Source organism: Trichocoleus sp. Lan (assembly GCF_039961855.1).
Classification (GTDB): Bacteria; Cyanobacteriota; Cyanobacteriia; order Cyanobacteriales; family FACHB-T130; genus FACHB-T130.
On record NZ_JAMPKA010000012.1, the window covers coordinates 111,459 to 138,163 of the forward strand.

The 26,705-nt window shown below is 45.6% G+C and carries 26 protein-coding genes; 14 read left to right on the forward strand and 12 right to left on the reverse strand.

Features of this window, described 5'->3' with window-relative positions:
* The first annotated feature begins 36 nt into the window (after positions 1 to 36).
* The 6 genes from acpS (at position 37) to NDA03_RS12805 (ending at position 4,943) form a co-directional block, all read left to right on the forward strand.
* Entirely contained in the window at positions 37 to 429 is a 393-nt protein-coding gene (gene acpS / locus NDA03_RS12780; protein ID WP_190410752.1) for a holo-ACP synthase, read from the forward strand.
* Between the two features lie 190 nt (positions 430 to 619).
* Positions 620 to 889: a transcriptional coactivator PipX gene (gene pipX, locus NDA03_RS12785; RefSeq protein WP_190410751.1), complete on the forward strand. Its 270-nt coding sequence runs from the start codon at positions 620 to 622 to the stop codon at positions 887 to 889.
* Between the two features lie 85 nt (positions 890 to 974).
* Entirely contained in the window at positions 975 to 1,646 is a 672-nt protein-coding gene (locus NDA03_RS12790; RefSeq protein WP_190525208.1) for a YggS family pyridoxal phosphate-dependent enzyme, read from the forward strand.
* A gap of 197 nt (positions 1,647 to 1,843) precedes the next feature.
* Positions 1,844 to 2,434, forward strand: a complete 591-nt coding sequence (locus NDA03_RS12795; RefSeq protein WP_190410749.1) for a cell division protein SepF — start codon at positions 1,844 to 1,846, stop codon at positions 2,432 to 2,434.
* Positions 2,435 to 2,543: 109 nt separating this feature from the next.
* A complete protein-coding gene (gene proC, locus NDA03_RS12800) occupies positions 2,544 to 3,356 on the forward strand; it encodes a pyrroline-5-carboxylate reductase (protein ID WP_348238194.1) in 813 nt (270 codons plus the stop codon).
* Between the two features lie 60 nt (positions 3,357 to 3,416).
* Complete coding sequence (locus NDA03_RS12805) at positions 3,417 to 4,943, forward strand: VanZ family protein (protein WP_348238195.1); 1,527 nt, start codon at positions 3,417 to 3,419, stop codon at positions 4,941 to 4,943.
* A 70-nt stretch (positions 4,944 to 5,013) separates the two neighbouring features.
* Here NDA03_RS12805 and plsY read toward each other — a convergent pair whose 3' ends face one another.
* The 4 genes from plsY to NDA03_RS12825 all read right to left on the reverse strand — a co-directional run bounded on the left by plsY (position 5,014) and on the right by NDA03_RS12825 (position 8,423).
* Positions 5,014 to 5,688, reverse strand: coding sequence for a glycerol-3-phosphate 1-O-acyltransferase PlsY (gene plsY / locus NDA03_RS12810; RefSeq protein ID WP_190410746.1), 675 nt, complete (start codon positions 5,686 to 5,688; stop codon positions 5,014 to 5,016).
* 36 nt (positions 5,689 to 5,724) lie between these two features.
* Entirely contained in the window at positions 5,725 to 7,023 is a 1,299-nt protein-coding gene (locus tag NDA03_RS12815; RefSeq protein WP_190688315.1) for a DUF3086 domain-containing protein, read from the reverse strand.
* A gap of 66 nt (positions 7,024 to 7,089) precedes the next feature.
* Positions 7,090 to 7,488 (reverse strand): DUF3119 family protein, encoded by a 399-nt coding sequence (locus NDA03_RS12820; RefSeq protein ID WP_190410744.1) that lies wholly within the window; start codon positions 7,486 to 7,488, stop codon positions 7,090 to 7,092.
* A gap of 137 nt (positions 7,489 to 7,625) precedes the next feature.
* Positions 7,626 to 8,423 carry an MlaE family lipid ABC transporter permease subunit gene (locus tag NDA03_RS12825; protein WP_190679097.1) on the reverse strand — a complete coding sequence of 266 codons (798 nt, stop codon included), beginning with the start codon at positions 8,421 to 8,423 and terminating at the stop codon, positions 7,626 to 7,628.
* A gap of 321 nt (positions 8,424 to 8,744) precedes the next feature.
* Here NDA03_RS12825 and NDA03_RS12830 point away from each other — a divergent pair, with 321 nt between their 5' ends.
* Positions 8,745 to 9,038 carry a hypothetical protein gene (locus NDA03_RS12830; RefSeq protein WP_190410742.1) on the forward strand — a complete coding sequence of 98 codons (294 nt, stop codon included), beginning with the start codon at positions 8,745 to 8,747 and terminating at the stop codon, positions 9,036 to 9,038.
* Here the strand turns inward: NDA03_RS12830 and NDA03_RS12835 are convergent.
* Positions 9,035 to 9,169, reverse strand: coding sequence for a hypothetical protein (locus NDA03_RS12835; protein WP_348238196.1), 135 nt, complete (start codon positions 9,167 to 9,169; stop codon positions 9,035 to 9,037). The two genes, NDA03_RS12830 and NDA03_RS12835, sit on opposite strands and share 4 nt — an antisense overlap.
* Positions 9,170 to 9,227: 58 nt before the next feature.
* Positions 9,228 to 10,700, reverse strand: coding sequence for a glycogen synthase GlgA (gene glgA, locus NDA03_RS12840; RefSeq protein ID WP_348238197.1), 1,473 nt, complete (start codon positions 10,698 to 10,700; stop codon positions 9,228 to 9,230).
* Positions 10,701 to 10,890: 190 nt separating this feature from the next.
* Between glgA and NDA03_RS12845 the strand changes: the two genes are divergently transcribed.
* Positions 10,891 to 11,454 carry a Uma2 family endonuclease gene (locus NDA03_RS12845; RefSeq protein ID WP_348238198.1) on the forward strand — a complete coding sequence of 188 codons (564 nt, stop codon included), beginning with the start codon at positions 10,891 to 10,893 and terminating at the stop codon, positions 11,452 to 11,454.
* A 101-nt stretch (positions 11,455 to 11,555) separates the two neighbouring features.
* Here NDA03_RS12845 and NDA03_RS12850 read toward each other — a convergent pair whose 3' ends face one another.
* From NDA03_RS12850 to NDA03_RS12870, 5 genes are all read right to left on the reverse strand, one after another.
* Positions 11,556 to 12,461, reverse strand: coding sequence for a hypothetical protein (locus NDA03_RS12850; RefSeq protein ID WP_348238199.1), 906 nt, complete (start codon positions 12,459 to 12,461; stop codon positions 11,556 to 11,558).
* On the reverse strand, positions 12,462 to 12,890 hold the full coding sequence (locus tag NDA03_RS12855; protein WP_348238200.1) for a hypothetical protein: 429 nt from the start codon (positions 12,888 to 12,890) through the stop codon (positions 12,462 to 12,464).
* A 196-nt stretch (positions 12,891 to 13,086) separates the two neighbouring features.
* Entirely contained in the window at positions 13,087 to 13,542 is a 456-nt protein-coding gene (locus NDA03_RS12860; protein ID WP_348238201.1) for a DUF29 domain-containing protein, read from the reverse strand.
* A gap of 125 nt (positions 13,543 to 13,667) precedes the next feature.
* Positions 13,668 to 15,590, reverse strand: a complete 1,923-nt coding sequence (locus NDA03_RS12865; RefSeq protein ID WP_348238202.1) for a hypothetical protein — start codon at positions 15,588 to 15,590, stop codon at positions 13,668 to 13,670.
* 138 nt (positions 15,591 to 15,728) lie between these two features.
* Positions 15,729 to 16,631, reverse strand: a complete 903-nt coding sequence (locus NDA03_RS12870; protein WP_348238203.1) for a hypothetical protein — start codon at positions 16,629 to 16,631, stop codon at positions 15,729 to 15,731.
* 726 nt (positions 16,632 to 17,357) lie between these two features.
* On the opposite strand from NDA03_RS12870, the gene dnaK reads away from it, so the two are divergent.
* A complete protein-coding gene (dnaK, locus tag NDA03_RS12875) occupies positions 17,358 to 19,289 on the forward strand; it encodes a molecular chaperone DnaK (protein WP_348238204.1) in 1,932 nt (643 codons plus the stop codon).
* A 287-nt stretch (positions 19,290 to 19,576) separates the two neighbouring features.
* Here dnaK and NDA03_RS12880 read toward each other — a convergent pair whose 3' ends face one another.
* Positions 19,577 to 21,238 (reverse strand): Ppx/GppA phosphatase family protein, encoded by a 1,662-nt coding sequence (locus tag NDA03_RS12880; RefSeq protein ID WP_348238205.1) that lies wholly within the window; start codon positions 21,236 to 21,238, stop codon positions 19,577 to 19,579.
* A gap of 109 nt (positions 21,239 to 21,347) precedes the next feature.
* Here NDA03_RS12880 and NDA03_RS12885 point away from each other — a divergent pair, with 109 nt between their 5' ends.
* From NDA03_RS12885 to ppk1, 5 genes are all read left to right on the forward strand, one after another.
* Positions 21,348 to 22,232, forward strand: a complete 885-nt coding sequence (locus NDA03_RS12885; RefSeq protein ID WP_348238206.1) for a 4-hydroxybenzoate solanesyltransferase — start codon at positions 21,348 to 21,350, stop codon at positions 22,230 to 22,232.
* 164 nt (positions 22,233 to 22,396) lie between these two features.
* Positions 22,397 to 22,894 carry a TIGR00725 family protein gene (locus NDA03_RS12890; protein ID WP_190432751.1) on the forward strand — a complete coding sequence of 166 codons (498 nt, stop codon included), beginning with the start codon at positions 22,397 to 22,399 and terminating at the stop codon, positions 22,892 to 22,894.
* 227 nt (positions 22,895 to 23,121) lie between these two features.
* Positions 23,122 to 23,727: a superoxide dismutase gene (locus NDA03_RS12895; RefSeq protein WP_190430556.1), complete on the forward strand. Its 606-nt coding sequence runs from the start codon at positions 23,122 to 23,124 to the stop codon at positions 23,725 to 23,727.
* Between the two features lie 135 nt (positions 23,728 to 23,862).
* Positions 23,863 to 24,072, forward strand: a complete 210-nt coding sequence (locus tag NDA03_RS12900; protein WP_190432754.1) for a hypothetical protein — start codon at positions 23,863 to 23,865, stop codon at positions 24,070 to 24,072.
* Between the two features lie 350 nt (positions 24,073 to 24,422).
* The gene (gene ppk1 / locus NDA03_RS12905; RefSeq protein ID WP_190530420.1) at positions 24,423 to 26,591 is read left to right on the forward strand and encodes a polyphosphate kinase 1; all 2,169 of its coding nucleotides are present in this window, start codon (positions 24,423 to 24,425) and stop codon (positions 26,589 to 26,591) included.
* The last annotated feature ends 114 nt before the right edge of the window (positions 26,592 to 26,705 follow it).

The following is a 26,705-nucleotide window of genomic DNA, read 5'->3' on the forward strand; positions in this document are numbered from 1 at the left end:
TGAAGAGCCACTCTTCTATTAGCAACTAGCAACAGAATGATTCGGCTGGGAACAGATATTGTTTATATGCCTCGAATTAAAGCCGCTGTTGAACGCTTTGGCGATCGCTTCTTGCAGCGCGTCTATACTTTTGATGAACAACAAGATTGCGGCTACACTCAGAACGATATCAGTCGCCTCTCTATCAACCAGCTAGCAGGGCGCTGGGCGGCAAAAGAAGCCGTTGCTAAAGCACTGGGAACTGGATGGCGGGGAGTCAGCTACACCGATATTGAGATTCGACGTTTACCCACAGGTGCGCCGCAAGTATTTCTTCACCATTCAGCCGCCGCCCAGACAGCAGGGTGGGAAGATTGTCAGTGGCAGCTAAGCATCAGCCATGATGGCGATTATTCGGTAGCCACCGCCATCCTCGTTTGCTCACCCTGAAAAGTGTCGCCAATTCCCAAACATTCTCTCTGAGGTGCCCGAATACAAGCTATCATCTGCATAGTTTGAACTAGAGTGAAACATCTTGGGTTTCAACAGAGAGCGGCTGTCGCGAGTCGTACTGCCGCTTAAACTCTTCGACTTTTCCCAATCTCTCCCTTAGGGATGGGCATTCTTCGCGTGGATGTTAATGAGCAGCGAAACCTATTTAAATCACCCTACATTTGGCTTACTTTACAGAGTGTGTCTGCTTGAGGACAGCCAGGAACTATTTACGACCCTTTATGCCCAGCGTCTCTTCTTTTTGGTGAATACCAGTCCTACCGGCATCACGTTTGAACCGATTACCCGCAGCGATGGTCGCCTCATGGTGGAAAACCGTTTGCGGATGCTCCGTCGCAACGGTCAAATGGAGGAGTACACCCAACTTCAGGCTATTCATAAGCGAACATTTCAATAGGGGCCAGCAATTAAAAATTAAAAAATCCTTTTTAATGCAAGCATTTTTAATTTTTGCTTCCCTGTTTATTTTCAAGTGAAGTCAAATGACTGGAGCGATCGCCCAACGCCTTTCTGAAATTCGCCAGCAACTACCGGAATCTGTCCGCCTCATCGCCGTTACGAAACAGGTTTCCCCTGAAGCCATGCGCGAAGCTTATGCAGCGGGAGTAAGGGATTTCGGCGAAAGTCGCATCTCTGAAGCTGAACTTAAACAAGCGCAACTGCAAGATTTACCAGACATCACCTGGCACCTGATTGGACACCTTCAAAGTAATAAAGCTCGAAAAGCCCTAGAACAATTTCAGTGGATTCACTCGATAGATAGTTTAAAATTAGCCCAACGATTAAACGAACTGGCGCTTGAGCTGTCGCGATCGCCCTTCATCTGCCTGCAAGTGAAACTACTGCCAGATCCCAACAAGTATGGGTGGACAGTTCCTCAACTGCTTGCCGATTTACCAGCCTTGAATGAGTGCTACAATCTGCAAATTCAAGGTTTGATGACAATTCCGCCTTTCGATCTCAAGGCTTCTGAAATCCTGTCAGTTTTCGATAGAACCCGCAAACTAGCCGATGAAATCAGACAGCAAAACTGGTCAAATATTCAAATGCAGCAGCTATCAATGGGAATGTCAGGTGATTACCCGCTAGCTGTGCAATCTGGGGCAACAATGATACGTTTGGGGCGAATTCTTTTTGGAGAACGGGCATCCTGAAAAGCCCCACTATGCTTACAAATGTCAACATCTATTCCGAACAGATGAGTGGGGTAATGAAGAGGCATCGGATATTATATTGCCAGCACGACTATATGATTGTTATTGTCGTTTCCTTAAACTAGGACTGCTGCCTCAAGGGTGCCCTGCGATCCCAGCCCCAAAGTCTAACCTTAAATCGTGATGGAGCGTGAACTGTGAATAATATTTTTTCTAAGCTACGAGATTTCGTGGGTCTCAATGAGCCAGCTCAATACGAGTATGACGAGTACGAAGAAGCCGAGGGAGAAGAGTACCAAAATCTCTATCAAGAACAGCATCCTCAACCGACGACAGCAGAAGAAGAACGTCGCCAGAGCCGTCGAGCGCGGACAAACACACCTGTTGCAAGAGAAATAGAAATGGGGACAACAATGAATAATGTAATTGGGATGCCCGGTTCGGTGAATGGAATTTCGGAAGTGATCGTGATGGAGCCACGTTCTTTTGAAGAAATGCCCCAGGCAATTCAAGCATTACGCGAGCGGAAGTCAGTCGTGTTAAACCTGACAATTATGGACCCAGATCAGGCGCAACGAGCTGTAGACTTTGTTGCCGGTGGCACTTATGCGATCGATGGGCACCAAGAGCGGATCGGCGAAAGTATCTTTCTGTTTACACCGAGTTGTGTTCAAGTCAGTACCCAGACTGGCGTGGTTCACGAAGTGCCTCAACCACAAGTCCGGATTCCCCGTCCCTCTGCCCCCTCCCCAGCTTGGTCAAACGAACCGACCCGGATGGCGCAGTAAAATTTTTGAGTCGAGACGCTTGTTAGCGGTCAATGGTCAGTCGTAACGACTAAAAACAACTGACCGCCGACAACGGACTTTTCATGCTGATAGGGATTGGGGGACGAGGTTGGCTACTAAATTCGGCATGATTGGTGGCGGGGTAATGGGAGAAGCTCTATTATCCCGCCTGATGCAAAAACAGCTTTATGCCACAGAAGAAGTCTTGGTGAGTGAGCCGCAAAGAGAGCGGCGAGACTTTTTAGCGCAGCAGTACGGCATCCAGGTGACGGCAGAGAATCGGGCGGTGGCGGCGGCAAAGGATGTGCTGTTACTGGCGATTAAACCTCAAGTGTTTGCAGCGGTGGCGGCAGACTTGGAGAAAGAAATTTCTGCCCAAGCGTCGCCGCCAGTCGTGATTTCGATTATGGCGGGTGTTTCTTTGAGTCAACTGGAAGCAGCTTTTCCCCAGGCTCCAGCGATTCGGGCGATGCCGAATACTCCGGCGACGGTAGGGGCAGGAATGAGTGCGATCGCGCTGGGTCAGCACGCCACCGAACGCCACTTAGAACAAGCAAAGGCGATCTTCCAGGCGGTGGGAGAGGTTGTTGAAGTGCCGGAATCCTTAATGGATGCGGTGACAGGGCTTTCGGGTTCGGGTCCCGCTTATGTGGCGCTGATGGTGGAAGCACTCGCAGATGGTGGGGTAGCAGCTGGATTGCCAAGAGCGATCGCGTCTTCGTTAGCCCTGCAAACCGTCTTGGGGACTGCCCAGATGTTGCACGAATCGGGAATGCATCCCGCTCAACTAAAAGACCGCGTGACTAGCCCTGGAGGTACAACTATTGCTGGGATTGCCCAGTTAGAAAGGGCTGGTTTCCGCTCGGCTTTGATTGAGGCAGTGGTGGCGGCTTCTCGGCGCTCTCAGGAGCTTGGTCGTTAATGCATCGCTGAATACTCTTTTCCGGCTGCCAAAAGTAAAATGATTTGTTAAAAATCCTTTATGCGGCAAAAATGGGCAAATAAAGTCTTTATTTTTAGCCTTTTACTGATACTGGTCGTTACACTTTTTCCGTATGATTTTGCCTTTAAAGAGAATGCTAGTAAAATAAATTATCGCTTTCTCACTTCAGAATTTTTTAAATTAAGAAATTTTTACGACTTAATCACTAACGTTTTATTATTTTCCCCCTTTGGTTTCGTCTTTTCCTGCTTGATGCAGCGAAAAAGATTCCCAGGTATCAAGACAGTTGGTTTCATCTTATTAACTTCTTTTTGTTTAAGTTTTACAATTGAAATTTTACAGCTATTTATTCCTTCTCGAAGTTCCTCTTTTGTCGATATTGGTGCCAGTATTTTAGGTGCTTTTATCGGGTTTTTAAGCTTTCGTTTAGGGGGAGATAAAATCTTAGGAGCAGCTTTAAATCTTCTTAGAAGTAGTAATAGTTTTCTTTCGATCAAAAAGTTAACGACTGCTTTTATTGGATATATTATATTGATTTTTCTAACAACGCTCCTTTGGCAAAATTCTGGAAGTCTCAGTAATTGGAATCACACTTTCCCGCTGAGTCTTGGCAACGAGCCAACCGGAAATAGACCTTGGAAAGGATATATTTCAGAGCTATACGTCGCGAATAAAGCAGTTTCAGATCAAGAAGCAGAATCCGCATTTTCCTCGGAAATCCCATTTTCTGCAATCAAAAAAGACCTAGTAGCTTTTTATCAATTGACAGGTACAGGTAGTTACCCCGATTTAACTGGGCACCTTCCAGATTTATCTTGGCGAGAAAATTCCCCAACTACTCAGGATCAAAGGGGTGTTTCGCTCAATTCAAATCATTGGCTAGAGACAAAAAGCTCTGTAGCCTTGATGACACAAAAGATTGCCGCAACTTCTCAATTTACAATAGGTGCTGTTGTTGCTACTGCTGACACAATGCAGGCTGGCCCTGCTCGAATTATTTCCCTTTCAGCAGATGATGAAAGCCGCAATTTTACCCTTGGGCAAAAGGGAGCGGATTTGGTGTTTCGAGTGCGAACTCCAGTCACCGGAAAAAATGCAACAAGCTATCAACTAGCTGTTCCAAATGTTTTTGGTGACACCAAGAATCATCAGATACTTCTTACCTATGAAGGGTCAATTCTTAAAATTTATATAGATGGATTGAAACAACCTTACTCGCTGAAACTGATTCCAGAGGTGATGATTTTTCAGCTATTACCTTTTGATGCTAATAGTATTAATCTAGAAATCTACAAGATTTTCTATTATGGATTGATTTTTATCCCTATTGGCTTCTTTCTAGCACTCATTAGTGCAAGAGCCAGAGAAAAACTTATTTTTTATGCCGTATTGCTTTTTGGAGGAATTTTATTCCCATCTTTAATATTAGAAGCCATATTAGCGATTGGAAACCAGAGAGCAATTAGGCTGGATAATCTACTATTTAGCATGGCACTAGCTGTTAGCACCATGCTGATAATGAAAAGGTGGGCTAACTCTTGGTTACGCAGGGAGATAACAGCATAAAAACGAGTAAAGATGCGAAATGACGTTTAGTATCACAACACCTAAGCATCTCTATAAGTTAGGAAATAAGTTAGGAACTTTGTTCGGGTTCTGTTGATAATTTTTGACCGATTTGGGGTTCGGTACCGGCAAGTAAACGCTCAATGTTGCTCTGGTGTCGCCAGATGACGTAGATACCGCCAGCGATCGCAAAGATTAGATAAGGTAAGGGCTGTTTGAAAATTAACATCCAAACCGAAACCGCGATCGCACCCGCAATGGAACCGAGGGAAACAATTCGGGAAAAGGCAATAACTGTGCCAAACACCGCTGCTGTTCCCAACGCCACAGGTAAGGACATGGCAAATAAAACGCCCAGGCTCGTGGCAACTGATTTCCCGCCCGTGAAGTTCAGCCAGACAGATTTACTATGACCGATGCTGGCAGCGAATCCGGTGCCAGCGACTAACCAAGATTCCCAGGTGACAGGCAGGACAGACGTTGGCGCAAAAGTTGGCGCGAAGGCATAGAAGGCGTAAACCAAAGCGATCGCGCCGACTCCTTTAAATAGATCGATCAGTAACACCGCGATGGCTGGCCCTTTTCCCAGGTTTCTGAGAACATTGGTGGCACCCGTAGAACCAGATCCCTGCTCTCGAATATCAATCCCTTTGAGCCAGCGTCCTGCCAAATAACCCGTAGGAATCGAGCCTAAGAGATAGGCTGCGATTAACAATGCCCCACTTAAAGCCAGCTGTAGACCCATCTAACGCCTCTTGCTTGTAGCTCAATTCGTCTGTCGCTAATATCTCATATCAGCGGACATCTGCTGAGGATCGGGTGCAAAAGCTAACCACAGAGGAAATTGCAGCAGCGACAGATTAATCTGATCTTCTGTCTCATCAATGATAATCAGCGGCATCTGCCGTTCCTTAACCAGACGCTCTGCCTTTTGCACAACCGCTTCTGGGGATTCAAACAAAACGATTCCCTGCTCTGGACCAAAATCAGAGCGGGAAATGCCCAGACAGTCTTGCAAACCCCGTCGCCATTCTCCCAATCGTTCTGGGGAGTTGGCAAGGATCAGGGCGCGAACGCGATCGCCATACAGCGTGCTTAATACCGAGATGACGGAAGAAGCAATCAGGATATTTTGCAGGCGACTGCCCATTGTCCGCAAAGCGCCTCTTCCTCCTTGCGTGAAAAACCAGTTCGCAACTCGCTCCGCATGAACCGGCTCAAAGGTACGACGCAATTGCCAGGGCGGGCCATAATAGTCAGGTCGCGTCCGGTACTGGTCTAAAATACTGCGAATTTGTTTTGCAGTTGATTGAAAGCTCTGTTCTGTAAATTTGGGGTTTACAGGCGATGCAGCCTTCGACTCTTCCACGACTGGAACTACCTTGGGGGGTTCTGGTTCCTTCTGGAGTTGCAATTCTTCTGCCGCTACTACCAAATCTTGTAAGCTACCGACCAGATAATCTTTAAAGCCTTGCACCCGAATGGCTAATTCTTGGGAGGTGCCAGCAAAGGTTCTTCGCATTTCCTCTCGGATGCGTTCCCGTCGTCGTTCCAGTTGTTCAACGGAAATTTGTAGTGTTTGTCTGCGTTGTTCCAGATCGTTCAAAGACTCCTGCACCAGACGGTTTAACGCCGCTTGGGTTTGAGCCATCTGGTCTTGCAGAACTTTATTATGAGAAGCTTGCAGGGCGGCAATTTCCTGAATTAATGCCTCTTCCTGCTGTTGTAAATCAGCCACCCGTTGCTCTAAAACAGAGACGGAATTTTGCATCGCTACTGTTATATTTGGCTCCTCAGCATTATCTGATTCCTCAACAACGGCGACTACAGTTATATCTGGCTCCTCAGGCTCCTCAGAATTATCTGATTCCTCAACAACGGCGGCAATTTCCGCTTCTGAATCATCAAATGCCTCCACAACAGCGGCAATTTGTAATGCTATAAGATTGTCTGAGGCTGGATCCGCAGTTACAGTTTCCTCTTCTGGCGCTTCTAAATTGTCCGATGCTTCAACAACTGGCTGTTGCTTTTGTTCTTGCTCTTGTTCTTGTTCTTGGGTTTGAGGTTCGTCTGAATTCATCTAACAATTAACACTTAACAACTAACAATTAACTACTCATCTGTAAGGACGCGCATCTGTGTATCCCTACGCACTTGCTTTTGGACAGCGTTGTTCCAAGCAAGTTTTTAGCATTTTGGGATCGAAGAGAACCGGCAAAAAGTGAATGCTTTTAACTTCTTTGAAGTAAAACAGAATCGGCACTGGAGTCCAGAATATCTGCCAATTTTGCCATTCCTGGTAGGGAAAACGCCGAATTAAGGTTTGGGAACGATAAACATCTAATGCTGTTTCGGTGAATTGCAGGCGAATCGTTGCCGCCTGAAACAGCAAGAACAAACCAAATGCAGCGATCGCTAAACTCACCCAAGGTTGAACGAATAACAGCCCAATCGAAGCCGCCACTAACACTAAAGGAATTGCGTAGCTGGGTGCCAGTTCAACAGTTTGTGAAGGTAAAGAAGATGTGGTAGTAGTCACAGGCATAAACCCGATATTGTAAACTATCGTACTAGACCTACCCACTTTCTTAGCGTACAAGCTGAAGTGGGGCGGCAGTTCAAATCCCGATTCGAGACTCAATCTCAGGATTGCAACTTTATTTATTTTAAAGGTTTTCCGCCTCAGACCCCTTTAAGTACGGCACTGCCCGTTCCCTGAAACATCAACCACGATAAGAAAAAGTTAGAAATAAAGATAGCTAGCAAAGCTGTGACGACTGCTGTGGTGGTCGATTGTCCAACACCTTTTGCTCCCCCAGTGGTTGTTAAGCCCCAACTGCAACCAATTACGGCAATCAGCGCCCCAAAGAAAAATGCCTTAATTAAGGCACTACACAAATCCCAGACTTGCAGGAAATTCCGGGCAGACTCTAAAAATACATTTGGGGCAATTCCGTAGAGATTTCTGGCAATGAGCAATCCCCCTGCCATGCCAGTGAGGATAGACAAAATGGTTAAAACTGGCAGCATTAAGCAGCAGGCGATCGCGCGGGGAATCACTAGGTAATCAATCGGGTCGGTTTTCAGCATATAGAGGGCGTCGATTTGCTCGGTGACGCGCATCGTGCCAATTTCAGCGGCAAACGCCGAACCGACTCGTCCTGCCAAAATCACGGCAGTCAGGACAGGGCCAAGTTCCCGGCATAAGGAAAGCGCTAACACTCCGCCCACAGCACTGCCCGCACCCAAGTTGACAAATTCTCGCGCCACCTGAATGGTGAATACCATGCCGACAAAACCGGCTGTTACCAACGCAATCAAGAGCGATTCTGGGCCAACCATCGCCATTTGGTCGAGGGTGTTGCGCCGATGGATTTTTTTTGTCAGAAGGTGAACGACCACCTGCCCACCCAGCAAAATCGCCGCCAGCAACCGCTGACCCCATAACTCTAAGCTGGAACCGGAAGAAGTCTCGCTCAAGGTTGCCCTGCTGACTTAACGACTGTGTAAAGCATAGATGTGTAAAGCATAGCTGATGAGCGGCGAGCTACAAGAATCTCTTTTGTGCTGTTTGCGTTCTGAAGTGAGGATTCTCAAGGGTTTCGCCCCCTCTGCGGCACTCCTATAGAAGGAATGAATGAATTTCTGAGATATGTTTACGGACTTTAAACAAGATTTTTAAGGTTTATTTAAGATTTCTGACAGATCGGGATAGTGACAGCGATCGCTTCTATCGTATATAGAAGTTGAAAGTATCGTTCCCAATTCCCCCCTCGGCAGTTCATTCGCACTTACGGTTTCATGAACATTTTGCCTAACTATTTCCGTTCCCTACTCTTGACGAGTTTTCTTAGCTTCACCGCCCCGATTCTGCTGTTCGCTAGTGTGTTGGCAAGTCTGTCCATACTAGGTTACATTCCCCTCCTTGAAGCAGTCAGTCAGTGCGGCAGAGCGGTAATTTTAGAGTTTCTTACCGTCTTCGGCAGCGGATGTTCCATTGAAGGTCTCCTGGTAATCGGTTTTACCTGTAGCGTTGCTGGAGCCATGTTTGACACCTACGCCTTTTATCGTTACCAAAATTTACGTGGAAATTAATCTTTCGCGATCGCTTTCGTCGTTGCCAAATCCCCAACCATCAACAAGCGTTCTGTTGCGCGATCGCAGTTCTGACAGAATTTGTTAGAGAATGCCGTCTCTACCCAAGTTAGGTAAGATTGTGCCCCCAAAAGCGAGGCACAACCACAAAAGACTTACTTTACAGATTCCACCGATCGCAATTTCGCTTCATTTGTGTCGGATCTGGTCGTAAATCTTCAAATATTCCGCCCCTGGATCTTTCCACGAGTAGTCATACTCCATACCCTGGAGCGCAAGCTGACGAAACTCTTCGGGATGGTTGTACCACAGCTTAAAAGCACGCTCCATTGCTGATTCAAACGCCGGCTCATCACTGTGCTCGAACACAAAACCATTCCGTTTTTCCGGGGGCTTTGTTTGGTCGTAGTCTCGGTCAAACACAGTATTCACCAGTCCACCAACTGCCCGCACGACTGGCACCGTGCCGTACTTTAAGCCAATCATCTGAGTCAGTCCGCAGGGTTCGTAGTTGCTAGGGACAATAATCATATCCGCCCCGGCATAGATCAGGTGGGATAACTCTTCATTAAAGCCAAGTTCTAGATGAACGTCAGGATTCTCATTCAAAAAGGCTTTTTCGTGCTGGAAATGGGTATTGATTCCCGGTTCCGTTGCCGAACCCAACAATACAAATTGCGCCCCATTGTTGAGTGCGTAGTAGATCGCATGATGGACAAGATGGACGCCTTTTTGAGCGTCTAAGCGACCGATGTAGGCAACGATGGGTTTATCAACGTCGCGGAGCAAAAGTCTCTCCCGGAGGGCTTTTTTAGTCTCGGCTTTCCCTTCTAGATTCTCTTTGCTGTAATGAGCGGGTATATAGCGATCGCTTTCGGGATTCCAAAAATCACGATCGATGCCGTTGAGTACGCCAGTGAATTTATCCTGGTGCAGATGTAAGGTATGACCTAAACCAGAGCCAATCTCCGTGCAGCGGGCTTCCCAAGCATGATGGGGCGAAACGGTCGTCACGGCGTTGGCGTAAACAATCCCCCCTTTCATAAAGTTCAAGGCAAAAGGGTTGAAGTTGTCTTGCAGGCGATCGTGAGTGAAGTAGTAAGGTTCGTTATTCAGCCCGGTTGCCCATAGGGTCTCTTTACCGCCCATCCCTTGATGTTTGAAATTGTGAATGGTGTAGCAAACCCGTTGAAGACCCATCTCATACTTGTAATTCTCGAAGAGCATGACTGGAATTAAGCCGGTCTGCCAGTCATGGCAATGAATGATATCGGGTCGCTTGTTGCTTTGGAGGAGAAATTCTAAAGCGGCTTTGCTGAAGAACGCAAACCGCATATTGTCGTCGTTACACCCGTAATAACAGCCTCGATTGAAGAAATTATCTTCAGAGTGGGGTTCGATAAAGAAACACAGCCGCCCGTGTACCCAGCCGCAATAAACAGAACAGTGGACTTTACCGCCATACCAGGGTACCCACAAGTCGCGGTAAGCATCGTGGAGTCCCCAGATGTGGTCGTACCGCATGCAATCGTACTTAGGCAAAATCAGCTCGACGCAATTTCCCTGATTTTCTAGCTCCCGACTCAGCCCGTAAACGACATCTCCCAAACCACCAGCTTTGATGACCGGAGCGCATTCAGAGGCAATTTGTACGATGTACATCCTTACTCCTCCTGAGATAGAAATCTATTTTCTTAATTTCACAAAAGTATATATACACCTAAGCAATAACGACCCCGTCATTCGGTATAAACAAGCCAGACATCGTGGTTTGATTCCGACTGCGTCCGCTGAATGCGACCCGTAAAATGGAGAGCAAAGCTCGTCTGAGTTCTTTTGGAGGCGATCGCAAATGGTCAGGACACCATCTAAACCCTTAACCTTGGAAGAGTTTCTGAAGCTGCCAGAAACAAAACCCGCCAGTGAATACATTGATGGACAAATTATTCTAAAGCCAATGCCGCAGGGGAAACACAGCATAATTCAGACAGAACTACCCACGGTTATCAACACAGTTGTTAAGCCTCAGCGTGTTGCAAGAGCTTTTTCAGAACTACGATGTACTTTTGGCGGACGTTCAATTGTTCCTAATGTCTCAGTGTTTACCTGGGATAAAATTCCCCGCGATGAGAATGGCGAAATTGCTAACGTTTTTCAAATAGCTCCTGATTGGATAATTGAAATTTTATCGCCCGACCAAAGCCAAACGAAAATTACCAAAAAAATTCTGCATTGTTTAAAATATGCAACTCTAATGGGTTGGTTGATCGATCCCAAAGAGCAAACGGTATTTGTTTATCTTCCAAATCAACTTTTAGAAGTATTTGATGAACCAGAACAGCAACTTCCCGTGCCATCTTTTGCTAGTAAGCCGCACCTTACAGTAGGGGAGTTGTTTGGTTGGTTGTTGGAGTAACTTAAATTAAATAGCGATCGCGTCTTGGTTTGTTCGCGTTAGGCAATCGCTGCCCCATATCTACGCTGTGATCGCAAAGACCTGTCTTTTTATACGGCTTTCTACTCCCTCAAGCCTCCACTTCTACCTTTACGATAAGGGCGTCTGTATTTATGTTTGGGTACGTGGGCTTCACTCTCGAACCACCAGGCAGCATCGTAATCCCAATAATCATAGTCATTTGGTCTGTAGTAAATGCCTTTGTAGCGTTCCTTAGTCAAATTCTTAGTCACCTTGATGGGATATCCTAATGGCGGGTGCTTTGGGTTATTTGGATCTGGTGGATGTCCGCTGAATTCCCCAGCTCTCGCTCTTTGGTCATTTAGAGTTCGTTCGCGTACTTCCTGTTGCCTCTGTTCTTCTTGTTCTCGACGAGTCCACTCTTTCTTGGATCTCGTCCTTTGCTCATTTAACTTTCGCTCAGCTTCCACTCGCTGTTTCTGTTCTTCTTGTTCTCGACTAGCCCGTTTTTGCTTCTCAACATCAGCCTTTTTTGAACCCTCTTTTGCCCCCTGTGTTATAGTTTCAAATATTTGAGCAAATTCTGGAAACTCCTGAATTAAATTCGGAAAATTTTGCTTCAGCTCGTTAATCGCCTTAACCTGACAATTTGTTTCCTTAATTAACTTATTACCTGTAAGATGATTTATTCTTTCTTTTTTGATTATTGAGACAGTCTTAAGAGCGTTTACAGCTGTCTTTGTAGCTATGTTGTTCTGAATTGTGTAAGCAGGCGCTAAAAAAACAAACATTCCAGCAGCCATAGCGCCAAAAATTAATGCGAGAATTATTAAAATGCCTTGGTACCATAATAAATAACCACAAGCCATTAGTGTAGCCGTTACAGCTAACGTCTCAAACCAAGCTTTTGGTCCTTCCTCCGATGAGTGAATGCCTATTGTAAACAGCTTTATCAGCAGCTCAATTATTGCGAAACTGCTTGTTAGAGGCGAACTGATAGATGGCATTTAAGAAGGTAATTTTGACTTAGCTTGTTTTCTTTTTAGTTGAAAAGTTCTGTTTTCACCTGAGTCGTTCTTCAGGTTAATTATGTGCTTTTTAGTCTCATACCCTTCTTTGCTTAGCGTGACTTCTATATCTTCGGTAGAGGGGATTTTTATTTGTGCATAGCCGTCATCAGTAGTTATTCGCTCTGTAGGTGAGCCTCTATAGGAAAAACTTATAGATGCACCTTTTATTGGCTTTCCTTCTTCGGTTTCCGTAACGATACGAACGTCTGCTAGTTTTGGTTCAACTTCTTTTGAAGCTGTTTCTTGTTGACCCACTGCAAGTTTTGTTAGCTCAGGAAACTCGCGTAAACCTGCTACAGCTACAGCTAAAGCAACGAGACCGATACAAATACGAATCCAAAGGGGCCAATTGGCAAAGTTCTGCATAGGTAGATAAGCACTGCGTCAAAGTCTGCCCAATATCTTAACCAAATTTCCTCTCAAGCCAATGGCGTGAGATCGCAACAAACTCAGGCTTATTAGGCTGTCTAGCCATTAATTGGGGTATCGGCATCCATCATCCATCAGAGGATGAGGGAGCTGAGGGCGATCGCTATCTTCCGTCATAAGGGAAGGCGATCGCTTATTCTGGCAAAAAGTTAGAATCTAAAACTTCTGTGGATGTATAGGGACATAATTGCGGAAATATCTCTAATGGCAGTGCAGTTTCAGCACTCGCCTGTTCAACTGCATCTGCATAAGATTCAGCAAAGACTTCTTCAAGATAAGGCTTGAGGCTGGGAGAATCTTTTAGAGCTTCACGAATGCGTCTGCGATGCTCAACGATACTACCTTTCCAGCTACCGCTTCTTTTCTCTGGCTGAAATTGCCATTTAAGTAAGTGAGTCAGGACAATAATAAGATTACTCTTTAGGCTCCGGCGCTCACTTCGTCCCATGTCCTCGATTTCTTCAATTAGATTTTCCCATTCGATATTAGAGTAGTCTCCAACCTGCAACTTTTCTACAGTAGTTTGAATCCATTTTAGGTAGTCCGTCTCGTACAAACTCTGTCGGTTAGTTTCTAGCTCTCTTGTCATAACCGTTTCCTCTCAAAGTTCCGAACTAGCTGATACAAGACTTCTCCCAATGGATTGTCAGTAATATTGTAGCGATCGCTCTCACCCAATCAGCCATAAGCAGCGAGGAAAGAGCGATCGCATCCCTACTGAATGAGAATTACTGCCTCTTCCGCCTTGGTATTTAGAGCTTTTTTCAATTCTTGCCCAACTTTCCCAATCAGTTCGTCAAAAGCTTCCTGATTCTCTGTTAGTTGTTGTCTGAAAACCTTCTCTAACTCAGGTTTCATTTGCTCGCAGGTAGAGTCGATCTTGCTATCGCTCAAAAGAAGAGAACGAGTCCAACTCGGAACATCTACCTTTGTCTTAATTGCTTCTTGGGTTTTACTGCGGGTGATCTCCACTCCTGCGGCAAGAACTGAGGCACCATAGATTAGCACGATGGGCCAGGTCAAATGTCCAGTTAAAATTAGAGCGATGATGCTACCAACAGTCCCTCCACCAATCACCACATTGACGATAAATCCTACCGTTTCGGCAAGAATAGTGTCGCCAATCGATAGGTCAGGACTAACGACATCAGGGTCGATACTTTCCTCAAACCTTAAGCTACTTCTGGGTATCTGAAACTTTTGGCAAATCGGGTCGGTTTCTTCAGCTAATTCAGGTTGGATCTTGCTGTTAAACCAAGTGGCGCATTGAGTATTGACGATTTGCCGAGCGCCAGGACTTTCAATCCACTGCTCCGCCTGCTTTTTCATAGACTCTTCCAAATCAGCCAAAGTGCGTATTTTGTTGTTTTGCCAGTTTTTCAAACTTGGTTGAATTGTGCTTTCAATCAGCCCCTCTGATAGTGGCTTAGCCAGCAATTCGATTAACTCTGGAATATGTTTTTTGACCAGGTCTTTTAACTTTTTTGAGTCAAATAGTGTATTGACCTCTTCTTTAAAAGCAGCAGCACGCAGATCCCATCTTCCTACCCGTGCTAGACCCAAGGCAATGCAGCGTTCTGGTTCTGGATCGGGGCGAACTTGAGTATCTGGTTCCGGGAAGATTTCCTCGCAAATCTGGCGCGTAAATTTCATCCGGGATGCACCCCCAGTCATCAGCAAAAGTTGCGGTACAAAGCCTTGTTGATCCAGCCTTTCTTTCGCCTCGTTTACTGCTTCCCGGAAGGAATGAAGCCAACTCTTGCCACCCAATTCTGGCAAAGGTTGGTTCAAGATTTCATCCATAATCGCTTTATTAACTTGAGGCACAAAGTAAATCTGTTCGTTGATCGACTCAAAGCCGCGTGCAAAGGATTGTGGATTGCTGTATACCTGCTCGTTAGAAAAGTAATCTTCCTTCGCTTTGCGGCAAGCAAGTTCGCAACGCGCTTGGTGATGAGGATATGCCTCAAATACTCGTTCGAGCAACGCTTTTTCCTCGTGGTTAGCGAGAGTCTGGGCAAAAATCGCTTTATCGATGAGAGAAGCTCCCAGCGCATTACTTCCGAAATCTATCGGGATTTCGTGCAAACTCTTAACCAGAGTAAAATCCGTAGTTGAAGAGCCGATATCAACAATTAGCACCGACGATTTAAGTTTGTCATAAGAAAGCTTCCCGGCTTCCTTCGCTTGCATGAAAGCTGCCCGCGATTCTGGGACAACACTCACTAAGGGAATACCAGATTCCTTTAGTAACTTTTGGTATTCTTCTCGTTCGTCAACAGACCATCCTGAAGGGCATCCGACGTAAAATTGGCTGGTTTCTCCACCTTCGATCTGTTTGCTTTCTTTCAAAAGACGATAGTAAGTTTCTAGAAACTTGCTAATTGTTTCGCGATAAGTTGGGTCAGTATTTGGTTTTTGTTTGAAAGCGATTTTGAGCTGAGTAACGCCAGCTTGGATTAATGCTTGTTCTCCAATTAGATAACCGATATCGGGATGCCAAGCTAGTGCTGTGATTTGAACTTTTTTATTATTAACTTCAAGCATCCCTGGCGGCTCGATGCTCTCCACTCTCGCCTGAGCGACAGCGGTTTCACCGTGCCCCAGATCGAATCCGATAGTTTCTAAAACTTCCATTTTTATACTTTCCGTTAATCAACCATGTAAATGAGAGTTTTGATCCCCCCAACCCCCCTTGAAAAAGGGGGCTAAGAAAAAAGGGAAATACTATCTAAATGAAGATGCGACTACAAACAGCCACGATGACAAGACATCTTACTCCCTAGCCTCGGAGTACGCTGGCTCAATCACTCGACCGCGTCGGAGCAAGCGATCGCCTTTAAACAAAGCGGGAGTTATCGTTACAGACTCTTTTGCGGCAGGATCGATACTTGGCTCGAAATCAAAATACTCGCGATGAGTATCATCCGCCTGGTAAATCTGAACCCGAATCCCCTGTTCCATTAAAATCTGTGGCAGCAGTTTGGTAAGTTCAAGCGACATCTGGGGTTTCCCTAGAATTGACGCACCCATTAGTCTCTGAAGCAGATTCAACAGTTCTGGTAGCTCTTCTATTCCACTATCATCAAGCGGTTTTTTTACTTCCTGAGTCCGGGCGACTGCTAAATCAATGGTGTTCAGGGCATCGGTCAGGTTGTCTAGAAAGACCTGGCTATCAACGCGAACGATCGGCTGGGGCGCTTCTACAGGTTGAAGAGAAACTGAACGATTGGCGCGATCGCGTTTATCGATTTGGAACACCACTTCTAGTCCAACCAGCAGAGACACCAGCAATATATCCATCCAAGCTCCTGGTGCATCTGAAGCCAAGGAGAATAGAGAATCTAAAATTCCTACGCAGATGAGTCCCTGTAGCACTTTCAGGATTATGGTTTTGGGAGAAACCCTTCCGACTGGGTTAGCACTCTGCTGAGGCTTTGGCTCCAAAACTTTCGTCTCATTGGCAGCGGTGAGAGTCCCCAAGGACTGCCGCAAAGTGTCCAGGAATAAAGAAGCCAGACGTACTTGAGCGACGCTTAACTCGCCAACATAACTGCTCTGAATATTATCGAGTCGCTTTTGAACCAGCTTAACGACCTGCTCTGGGCTAGTTGCCTTATCAATCTCTGTCTGAACTTCGCTCCGTTCTTTGGTAAAAAGTGTATATAGTGTTTTCATCGCAAATTAAGACTTCAGCGTTGCTAAAATATTGAACAATCGGTTATTTTACTAAAATTTTATATAAGTGCTAAAGCTAGTTTTATAAACTGATTTTTACAAAGCATTTTTAAGTTTAGGAAGTTTATCAATATTTTTTTCAAAATGTCATTAGTTGAATTTGCTTAAAAAGGGACAAAGTTAATCCCAAACTTTCTGTTTACCTTGATACTTTACCTCTAATAGCTCGGTAAGGAATATTGCTATTTTTCTTACCCAGCAAAAGTTTTGAGAAGAGCTTCCTGCACGGTACTTAACTATAAAGATAACTTTTACGGCTAATTCTAACTTCTACCCTAAGGAACAGCGCGATCGCTAGTGGATTATCAATGGCATTCTAGCAATCGCACTCAGAAGAAGCTCAGGAGAATTAGAGCCGAAGCAGCGGGGCGATCGCCTTGATATAGTAACGTTGAGCAAAATCAGTTAACTAAACTAAGCTTCACTGTTAAAATAGCTGCTAAATATTTTTATTTTGGCTGGAATTGCGAGGCAGAGTTTCGATGGCATACTTGCTGGGCAAATTTTAGCGAACTGATAAGAATGCTAACTTCTACTTTAGAGCGAAACTAATAAAAAATAATTCGCTCTAAGGTACGGAAAAGAGAACTTGCCTTGGAGGTATAACCGAACCTACTATTTTTTGAACTGCTGTTAAGCTCAAGCCACCTTTAGATATTGAGCATCATGGGAAAGGTAGCTGGAATTAGTTTAGGTGCGACAAATTCTTGTATTGCAGTGATGGATGGGAAGCAACCCATCGTCATCGCCAACGCTGAAGGATTTCGCCTCACTCCTTGTGTTGTAGCTTACACTAAGAACGGGGACACATTGGTTGGTAGGATTGCTAAACGTAACGCACTGATGCAGCCAGAAAACAGCTTTTACTCTGTTAAACGCTTCATTGGACGCAAATACGATGAAGTTATCGACGCAGCAGATAAAGTTTCTTACCAAGTTCTACCCGATAGCAATGGCGGCATTAAAATCAACTGTCATCATGTAGGCAAAGAATTTACTCCTGAAGAAATTTCTGCCCAAATTCTGCGTAAACTTGTTGATGATGCCAGCAAATATTTGGGGGAAGAAATAACTCAAGCGGTTATTACTGTTCCTCCCTACTTCAATGATTTTCAACGTCAAGGCACCAAAGAGGCTGGGAAATTAGCGAATTTAGACATCCTCCGCGTCATCAACGAACCGAATGCTGCTTGCCTTGCCTACGAACTAGATAAGAAAAATAACGAAACTATCCTCGTCTTTGACTTAGGCGGTAGCTCGTTAGATATTAGCATTCTGGAAGTAGGTGATGGTGTATTTGAAATTTTGGCTAGCAGCAGCGACCCTGACCTTGGTGGTGACAACTTCGACCAAAAAATTATCGATTGGCTGATTAACCAATTTCAAAGTCAAGAAGGTCTCGACTTACGCCAAAATATACAGGCTTCCCAGCGGTTTACAGAAGCAGCCGAAAAAGCAAAAATAGAGCTTTCCCTCCTTACGCAAACAGAAGTTGACCTACCCTTTATCACAGCCACCCCGGATGGGCCAAAACATCTCAATGCTACCCTCACTAGAACTGAATTTGAAGAAATGTGTTCTGAGCTTTTAGCTCGCTGTATCCTTAATATCGAACAAGTAATTAAACAGGCGAAACTAAGCCTTAGTGACATTAATGTTGTTGTCCTGGTTGGTGGTTCTAGCTGCATTCCGGCTGTCCAAGACTTAGTGCAGGAGGTGACGAATCAAGAACCCTTGAAAAGCATTAACCCGGACGAGGCTGTAGCAATTGGGGCTGCTATTCAGGGGAAAGTAGCCAGAAGAGACAATTCCATTTGTTGCATGAGGGATGTCACTCCTTTATCTTTGGGAATCGAAACTATAGAGGGTACTATGACAAAAGTTATCCCCCGTCATAGTAATATTCCTGTCATCGAATCTCAAAAATTTTATACTGCAACTTATGGGCAAACCAGTGTAGAAATAAATATTTTAAGGGGTGAGAGAGAATTTGCTAAAGATAACCAGAGTTTGGGGATTGTTCGATTAGATGGGCTTTCTTTGGAGAGAACAGAAATTCAAGTAACTTTCAACATTGATGCCAATGGCATTCTGAATGTTTATGCCAAAGAAATAAGCACGGGGCAAGAGAAATCAATTAGCATTATCGGCGCTACCACTGTCCCTGCACCTGAAGTTGAGAGTATGGTGAGAGATGCAGAACGCAATGCCGAGGCCGATCGCATACTTCGCCAAAAGATTGACATGGCGAACTTGATAGAAGCTCGTAAAAATGAAGGGCAAAAACTTAAAAGTTACTCTTTGAAACTAACCCCCAACGATAACTCAGATTTCAAGACTGAAGATTCTACCAAGATGAATGATGCTTATCGGGTTCTTTTTAATTTGACGAATAACTTGGTAGAGCAAGTGCTTGCCGCCCAGAAAAGGCAAATCGAAGGCCTGTTAAAGAATTTGGAGAAAGCGATCGCTCAAGGGAATTATGATGAGATCAAGTCGCTCGGTAATGAATTGCAACAACTCATGATGCAGATAGGTGATGCTGCTTCACCAAGAGTGATCGCGACTATTGACGATGAATTCTATGAAGTGATTTGAGCTGCGAAGGGTAGATATTTTACCCTTCCTCAGAGCGATCGCATCTTAATATCGCTTTCTTTTTGTGACGTTACACATCAGATTCCTCAACCCCGGCTCAATGGCGGCAGTAAACGGCTTTGTTGTAGCTATATGAACTAGTATTCTCTTTCCTCCCTTAGCTGAGTAACTGGAAATTTTAGAGCCGGGATTTTATTTGCCAGATCGTTTCAAAGCTTGAAGATTCCGTGTTATTTGAGACGCAAACTTTTGATTTTTGACGATTGCTCGAAAAGCTCTTTATTGAGCTATTGGCTAATTGGAACAGCAATAGCATTCAAAACTGGCAGTAGTTTAATGCCGTACTCTGCCTCAAAAACGTCTTTTTTATAATCTAAACTCCAGATTTCTAAGGCACAATCATCATCCGGTTGAGTTGGCTTTAGGTGAAGCTGAAGTTCTTTCGTTTCTGCGTTGTATTCGCACTGCACTTGCCGAATTGCACCAATTTGTCTCCGGTCGAGAGCAACTGCCAATCTGAGCAAGGCACTCAACTGAGCAACGATTTGCCGGTGCTGTTTAGTCGGCAGATTTTGATAGTTCTCGTGCTTTTTCCTCGGCGCACTCTTGCGGTGATAGCGGGCTAAATTCGCAATTACATCAATTTCGGCTTCCGTATAGCCTAAAAGTTCACCATTGCGAATTAAGTAAAAAGAGTGTTTGTGGTGGGAAGAATGACTGATATGGTGTCCGCAATTGTGTAAAATTGCGGCTGCCCACAGTAGTTCCCGTTCTTCTGAACCCCAATGGTGGAGGATGCCTTGGGTTTGGTCAAATAAGCTAAGGGCGAATTCTGCAACTCGCTGAGAGTATTCCAGGTTGACACCGTATTTGCGGGCGGTTTTGATTACATTACGCTCGCGTACAGAACTTTGGTAGCGCAGCTTGTCTTCGATTAAGCCGTGAGCGAGCATCCAATCGACGATCACTCCTTCCCGGAGACTCCGTTCGCAGACCGTTAGCAATTCAGCGCCTAGCAGCGTCATCGCTTCTAGTAAAATAACCGCCCCGGCAACAATAATTTCTGACCGCCGCTCTGACATTCCTGGTATGGCGGCTCGTTCTAAGTAATTGAGCCTTCGCAAGCGATTCACTAAGTCTCTCAAGTCATTGAGACTCAGCTGGTAGCCATTTAGCGAAAAGGGGTTAGTACCTAGTTTTTCTCGCGCGTGTATCGTCACCAGCGTCTCAATCGTCCCGGACGTTCCCACTAAACGCGGCTGTTCCCCTGGTTGGAGAACTGCCCGCAATTCATCAACGGCTCGTTCTAGCTGTCCGCGCACATAAGCTTGTAGGGACTGAAATTCGCCATTGCTGATGGGATCGGTGGTAATAAATTCTGCGGTTAGTCGGACTGCACCGACTTTAGTGCTGCTGAGCGATCGCGGTTCGTGACTATCCCCTAAAATTAACTCGGTCGAACCGCCGCCAATGTCAATAATGATGTGGGGATGGTTATTTAATTCCATTCCCGACAGCACGCCTAAGTAAATTCTCCGGGCTTCTTCTTGACCGGAAACCAGGTTGACAGATAAGCCTAAGTCTGATTCTACTTGTTTTAAAAAGTCTCGCCCGTTGGGGGCTTCTCTTACCGCACTGGTTGCCACGGCGATTATTTGTTCAGCGTTAAGACTTTTGGCAATTCCCTGGAAGCGGCGCAAGGCTGCGATCGCTCGTTCCATTGCCGCTGGCGTCAGATTGCCCGTCTTTTTATCGCGATCGCCCAGTCTCACCGTGTCTTTTTCTCTGGCAATAATCGAAAAAGCAGGCAGCTTGGGTTGAATTTGCACAACCACCATGTGCAGGGAATTGGTACCTAAGTCAATCGCAGCGAGAATCCGATCTCGATCCACGCTAGGAGTTGAAACACCCGCAGAATTATCTTTAGCGTTGGCAACTAAATTGACCATTTCGATGTATCCAGGGTTGCAGAACCAGCCGAGATTTGATGAATAAGGATATTCTATAGGGGATAAAGATGTGATTAATGATATTTCTGGATACTCATTTTTCTAGACCATGCTGACCCAGCAAGAACACAACCAAACAGAACCTACCTGGCTGACAGTCGTCCGGCTTTTGAGATGGGATAAGCCAGCAGGACGCCTGATATTGATGATTCCGGCACTATGGGCGGTCTTTCTGGCAGCAGCAGGAAAGCCACCGTTGCCGCTGGTAGGCGTGATTGTACTGGGTACTTTAGCGACCAGTGCTGCCGGGTGTGTTGTCAATGATTTGTGGGATCGGGATATCGATCCGCAAGTAGAAAGAACGCGATCGCGTCCCCTCGCCTCTCGCGCTTTGTCGGTCAAAACTGGCATCGTCGTTGCCTTGGTAGCGATGAGTTGCGCTGGGGTTCTCGCACTCTACCTTAATTCCCTTACTTTCTGGTTGTGCGTGGCGGCAGTTCCCGTAATTATTTTCTATCCCACCGCCAAGCGTGTGTTTTCAGTGCCTCAGCTAGTGCTGTCGATTGCTTGGGGTTTTGGCGTGCTGATTAGCTGGACTGCTGTAACTGCCAAGCTAGATGAACCCACCTGGATTTTATGGGGCGCGACGGTACTCTGGACACTTGGATTTGACACCGTTTATGCCATGTCAGATCGGGAAGATGACCGGCGGATTGGCATTAATTCTAGCGCTTTATTTTTTGGCAATTATGCGGCTGAAGCTGTTGGTGTCTTCTTTACTGGCACGGTTATTTTGCTTGAATGGCTGGGAATTGTGATGGATCTAAAGCTAAGTTTTTGGTTGGCTTTGAGTTTTGCAACCTTAGCCTGGATTTGGCAATATTCGCGACTCAGCCAAAAAGATATCCCGACGCCAGTGTATGGGGAAACTTTTCGCCAAAATGTTTGGATTGGTTTTGTTTTACTGGCTGGAATGATTGCTGGTTCTCTGTAGGTTTGAGTAAGTTTTTTGAAGATAAAGAACGCAAAGGCGATCGCAAAGATACGCTGAGGAAAATGCTAATTTATTGCACTTCTATTAATTTGCGTACCTTTGCGTAAAACTCTGCTTACCTCGGCGTTAAAAATTTCAACGCTTAGGAGTAAGGTCAGCTTGCCATGAAAAAAACCCTAATTGGCGTTATGGGACCAGGAGCCAACGCCACAGAAACTGACTTAGAAAACGCTTATAAACTCGGTCAATTCATCGCCCAAGAGGGATGGGTTTTGCTGACTGGCGGCAGAAATGCTGGTGTGATGGATGCGGCGAGTAAAGGAGCAAAATTTGCTAATGGTTTAACAATTGGCGTTCTTCCCACTAACGATACCAGCGCGGTTTCTGATGCCGTAGATATTGCAATTGTTACCGATATGGGAAATGCGAGAAATAATATTAATGTCCTTTCTTCTGATGTTGTGATTGCCTGCGGCATGGGTGCAGGAACCGCTTCAGAAATTGCCCTGGCTTTGAAGAACCATAAAAAAGTGATTTTATTAACGAATCATCCAGAAAGTAAAGCTTTTTTCCAAAGCTTGTCTGAAGACTCTATTTTGATTGCCAATACTCCAGCAGCGGCAATCGAAATGGTTAGAGGAGTTTTGAGCGATCGCCATTAATTATCCCTTTGGGTAGATGCACCAAGGAGAAATTAGTGGGGAGTCCTGCCTAAATTGGCACAAAGCGTTGATTTTGGCTGTCTCTCGACTTTTAAGGTACAATCCAGTGGTTAAGTTTTATATCGCTAGCGATCGCAACCTCGATCGGACGAGACTTAGATCCTTAAGAAGAAAAAACTTCTCCCTTAGTTTTAAGCTAGAAAGCAGTTAGCAGAGGATTGAACACAATGGCATTTGAATTACCCCCTTTACCTTACGATCAAGACGCTTTAGAGTCGTCAGGTATGTCGGCGCGGACACTTGAGTTCCATTACGGCAAGCATCACGCTGCTTACGTGAACACTCTCAACAATCTAGTTAAGGACACAGAACTAGCCGACAAGTCGCTTGAAGAAATCATCAAGGCAACCTACAAAGCATCAGACAAAGCTGCTGTATTCAACAACGCTGCTCAGGTATGGAATCATACCTTCTATTGGAATGGCATCAAGCCAAATGGAGGCGGCAATCCGAGTGGCGAACTAGCGGAAAAAATTAACGCCAGCTTCGGTAGCCTTGACAAATTCAAAGAAGAGTTTAAAAATGCCGGAGGCACTCAATTCGGTAGTGGTTGGGCTTGGCTGATCAAAGATGGCGATACCCTAAAAGTAACTAAGTCTCCGAACGCAGAAAACCCGATTGCCTACGGACAAACTCCCTTGCTAACAATGGATGTTTGGGAACATGCCTACTATCTGGATTACCAGAATAGCCGCCCCAACTTCATGCAGAACTTTGTTGACCACTTGATCAACTGGGACTTTGTTGCCCAAAATTTATCGGCTGCTGCTTAAATAACAGCTGATGTTTCAGTTACATCAAATTTAATCATCTGGAAAACAGCCACTACTAACGTGGCTGTTTTTTTATTATCTGTAAACTTCGGCTGCCTGTATCTTTAAAGAAGATAAATTCCCACTAGATAAATCATGGATAGCAAAGAACTAGCCCAATACATTGAAGCCACAGATAGCATTTCCAAGCCTTGGCTATTAGTGCAATTGCGGCTAAAAAAACTCCAAGAACGCCGCCCGACTATCTCACCAGAGGAATATGTTCAAGAATTAGCAGATATTCATCAGGACTTGATGAATCTGGGTGAGTGGTGGCGGGGAAGGGAAGATGAGGTATTTGGTTAATAAGACTCATCGAATCGCTATCGTCAGCTGGGCAGAGGCTTGGCAACCCGTGCGGGTGAAGTATCCAGTTAAAGGAGGGAGTAGCGATCGCTCGCCCGGAGCCTGCCTTGAGAGCATAAACCTATCGCTTTTGCATGAGGTCATGATATTTAACGCCTTTCTGTAGATAGGTTTTGGGTCATCTAAGTCAGGATACGATGAATTAATAACACAGCCAGAATTAAGATAAGCGCATTTTAAAAATGAGTGCTAAAACAATCAGCGCGAATCTGCGATCAATTCAGATGGAATTCACTGGTTGGTGTTGCAAGTAACAATGAATACCTGCCAGACTGACTGCCATTAGAATTATGTCAAAAGCGAAAAAGACCGCAGCAACACACCATAATATTGACCTAAACCATCCGCAGTACTATTTCAACCGCGAACTCAGCTGGTTGGAGTTTAACAATCGAGTTTTGCATGAAGCGATCGATCCTCGGACGCCGCTGCTAGAACGCCTGAAATTCATGGGGATTTTTAGTGCCAACTTTGACGAATACTTCATGGTGCGCGTTGCTGCTCTTAAGCAACAGGTGGAAGCAAAAGTGAGCCAGCTGACGCCCGATGGTCGGACGCCAAGCGACCAGCTAGAAGAGATTAGCTTGGCAGCGCGACCTCTGGTAGCACAACAGCATCAACACTTTGAGAAAGCATTGCGACCCTTGATGACCGCGCAAGGCATTCATCTTCTAGACTACGTGGATCTGAACCAGGAACAGCGGGCTTACCTGCAAAACTATTTTGAAGAGCAAATTTTCCCAGTTCTGACCCCCTTAGCCGTCGATCCCAGCCATCCTTTTCCCTATATGTCTAACCTCAGTCTGAATCTGGCTGTGGTGGTGAAAGACCCAGACACGGGGGAAGAACTGTTTGCCAGAGTGAAAGTCCCAAAAGTTTTACCTCGATTTTTGCCCTTACGGTTGGAGTCCGGGCTGGGAAGTCGGTCGTCTGGACTCGAAGAGGAACGATTCCGGAATGAACGCCTGATTTGGATGGGTGTGCCCCTAGAACAGGTGATTGCTCATAATCTAGAGTCACTGTTTCCGGGGATGAATATCCAGGAATATCACCCCTTCCGAATCACTCGCAATGCAGATTTGGAGGTGGAAGAAGATGAAGCCGACGATCTGATGCTGGCGATTGAGCAAGAACTGCGGAAACGTCGGGTGGGTGGTTCGGCGGTACGGATGGAAATTCAAGCTTCAATGCCCGAATCCATGAAAGGGATGCTGATGCGAGAACTGGGGCTGTTGGAGCGGGATGTTTACGAGGTGGACGGGCTATTGGGGCTGGCAGACTTGATGTACTTCATGCAATTGCCACTCCCGGAACTGAAAGACCCTGTGTGGACGCCAGGGATACCCCCACGCCTGCGGCGGCTCAGTGAAGGAGATTTGGATGAGGGAGAAGATATTTTCTCGGTCATTCGCACCGCAGATTTGATGGTTCACCATCCTTATCAATCTTTTGGAGGAACGGTACAGCGCTTCATTACCCAAGCGGCAATCGATCCAAATGTGCTGGCGATTAAAATGACTCTCTACCGAACATCTGGGGACTCGCCGATTCTCAATGCCCTAATTACAGCGGCTGAGCATGGCAAGCAAGTAGCGGTTCTGGTGGAACTAAAAGCCCGTTTTGATGAAGAGAACAATATTAACTGGGCACGCAAGTTAGAACAAGCGGGCGTACATGTGGTCTATGGGTTGGTGGGTTTAAAGACGCATACCAAAGTGGTTTTGGTGGTACGCCGAGAAGAAAACCAAATTCGCCGGTATGTCCACATCGGCACGGGGAACTATAATCCCAAAACCGCTCGAATTTATACAGATGTGGGGCTATTAAGCTGCCGTGAAGACTTGGGGGCGGATTTAACGGATTTGTTTAATTACTTGACGGGTTACTCGCGGCAACGGTCTTACCGCAAGTTGTTGGTGTCGCCGGTGAACTGCCGCGATCGCTTTTTGAGCTTGATCCGCCGCGAGATAGAACATTGCCATCATGGCAAAAGCGGTCGAATTGTCGCCAAGATGAATTCACTGACAGATCCCCAACTCATTGCCTCGCTTTACGAAGCTAGCATCGCTGGGGTAAAAATCGATTTGATTATCCGCGGAATTTGCTGTCTGCGACCCGGTGTGGAAGGAGTCAGTGAAAATATCCGGACGATTAGTGTTGTCGGGCGTTATCTAGAACACTCGCGGATTTTTTACTTTCAAAATGCTGGCAGTGAAGAAGTTTATATCGGCAGTGCTGATTGGATGCGCCGCAACTTGGATCGACGAGTAGAAGCGATCGCGCCAATAGAAGATCCCGAAATTTCTAAAGATTTACAAGAAATCTTAGGAATTATGCTCGCCGATAACCGTCACGCTTGGGATTTACAACCAGATGGTCGTTACATCCAACGCCACCCCGGTGACAAGGAAAGAGAACAAAGTGCCCAGAAAATTTTGATGGAAATGGCACAGCAATAGGGTAGTGGGAAACGAGCGTGTTGAGTTTTGAATTTTGAGTTTTGAATAAAAAAGAGTGCTTTAATTCAAAACTCAACACTGATTCTTTGAAACTTTTTCCGAATTATCCATAAC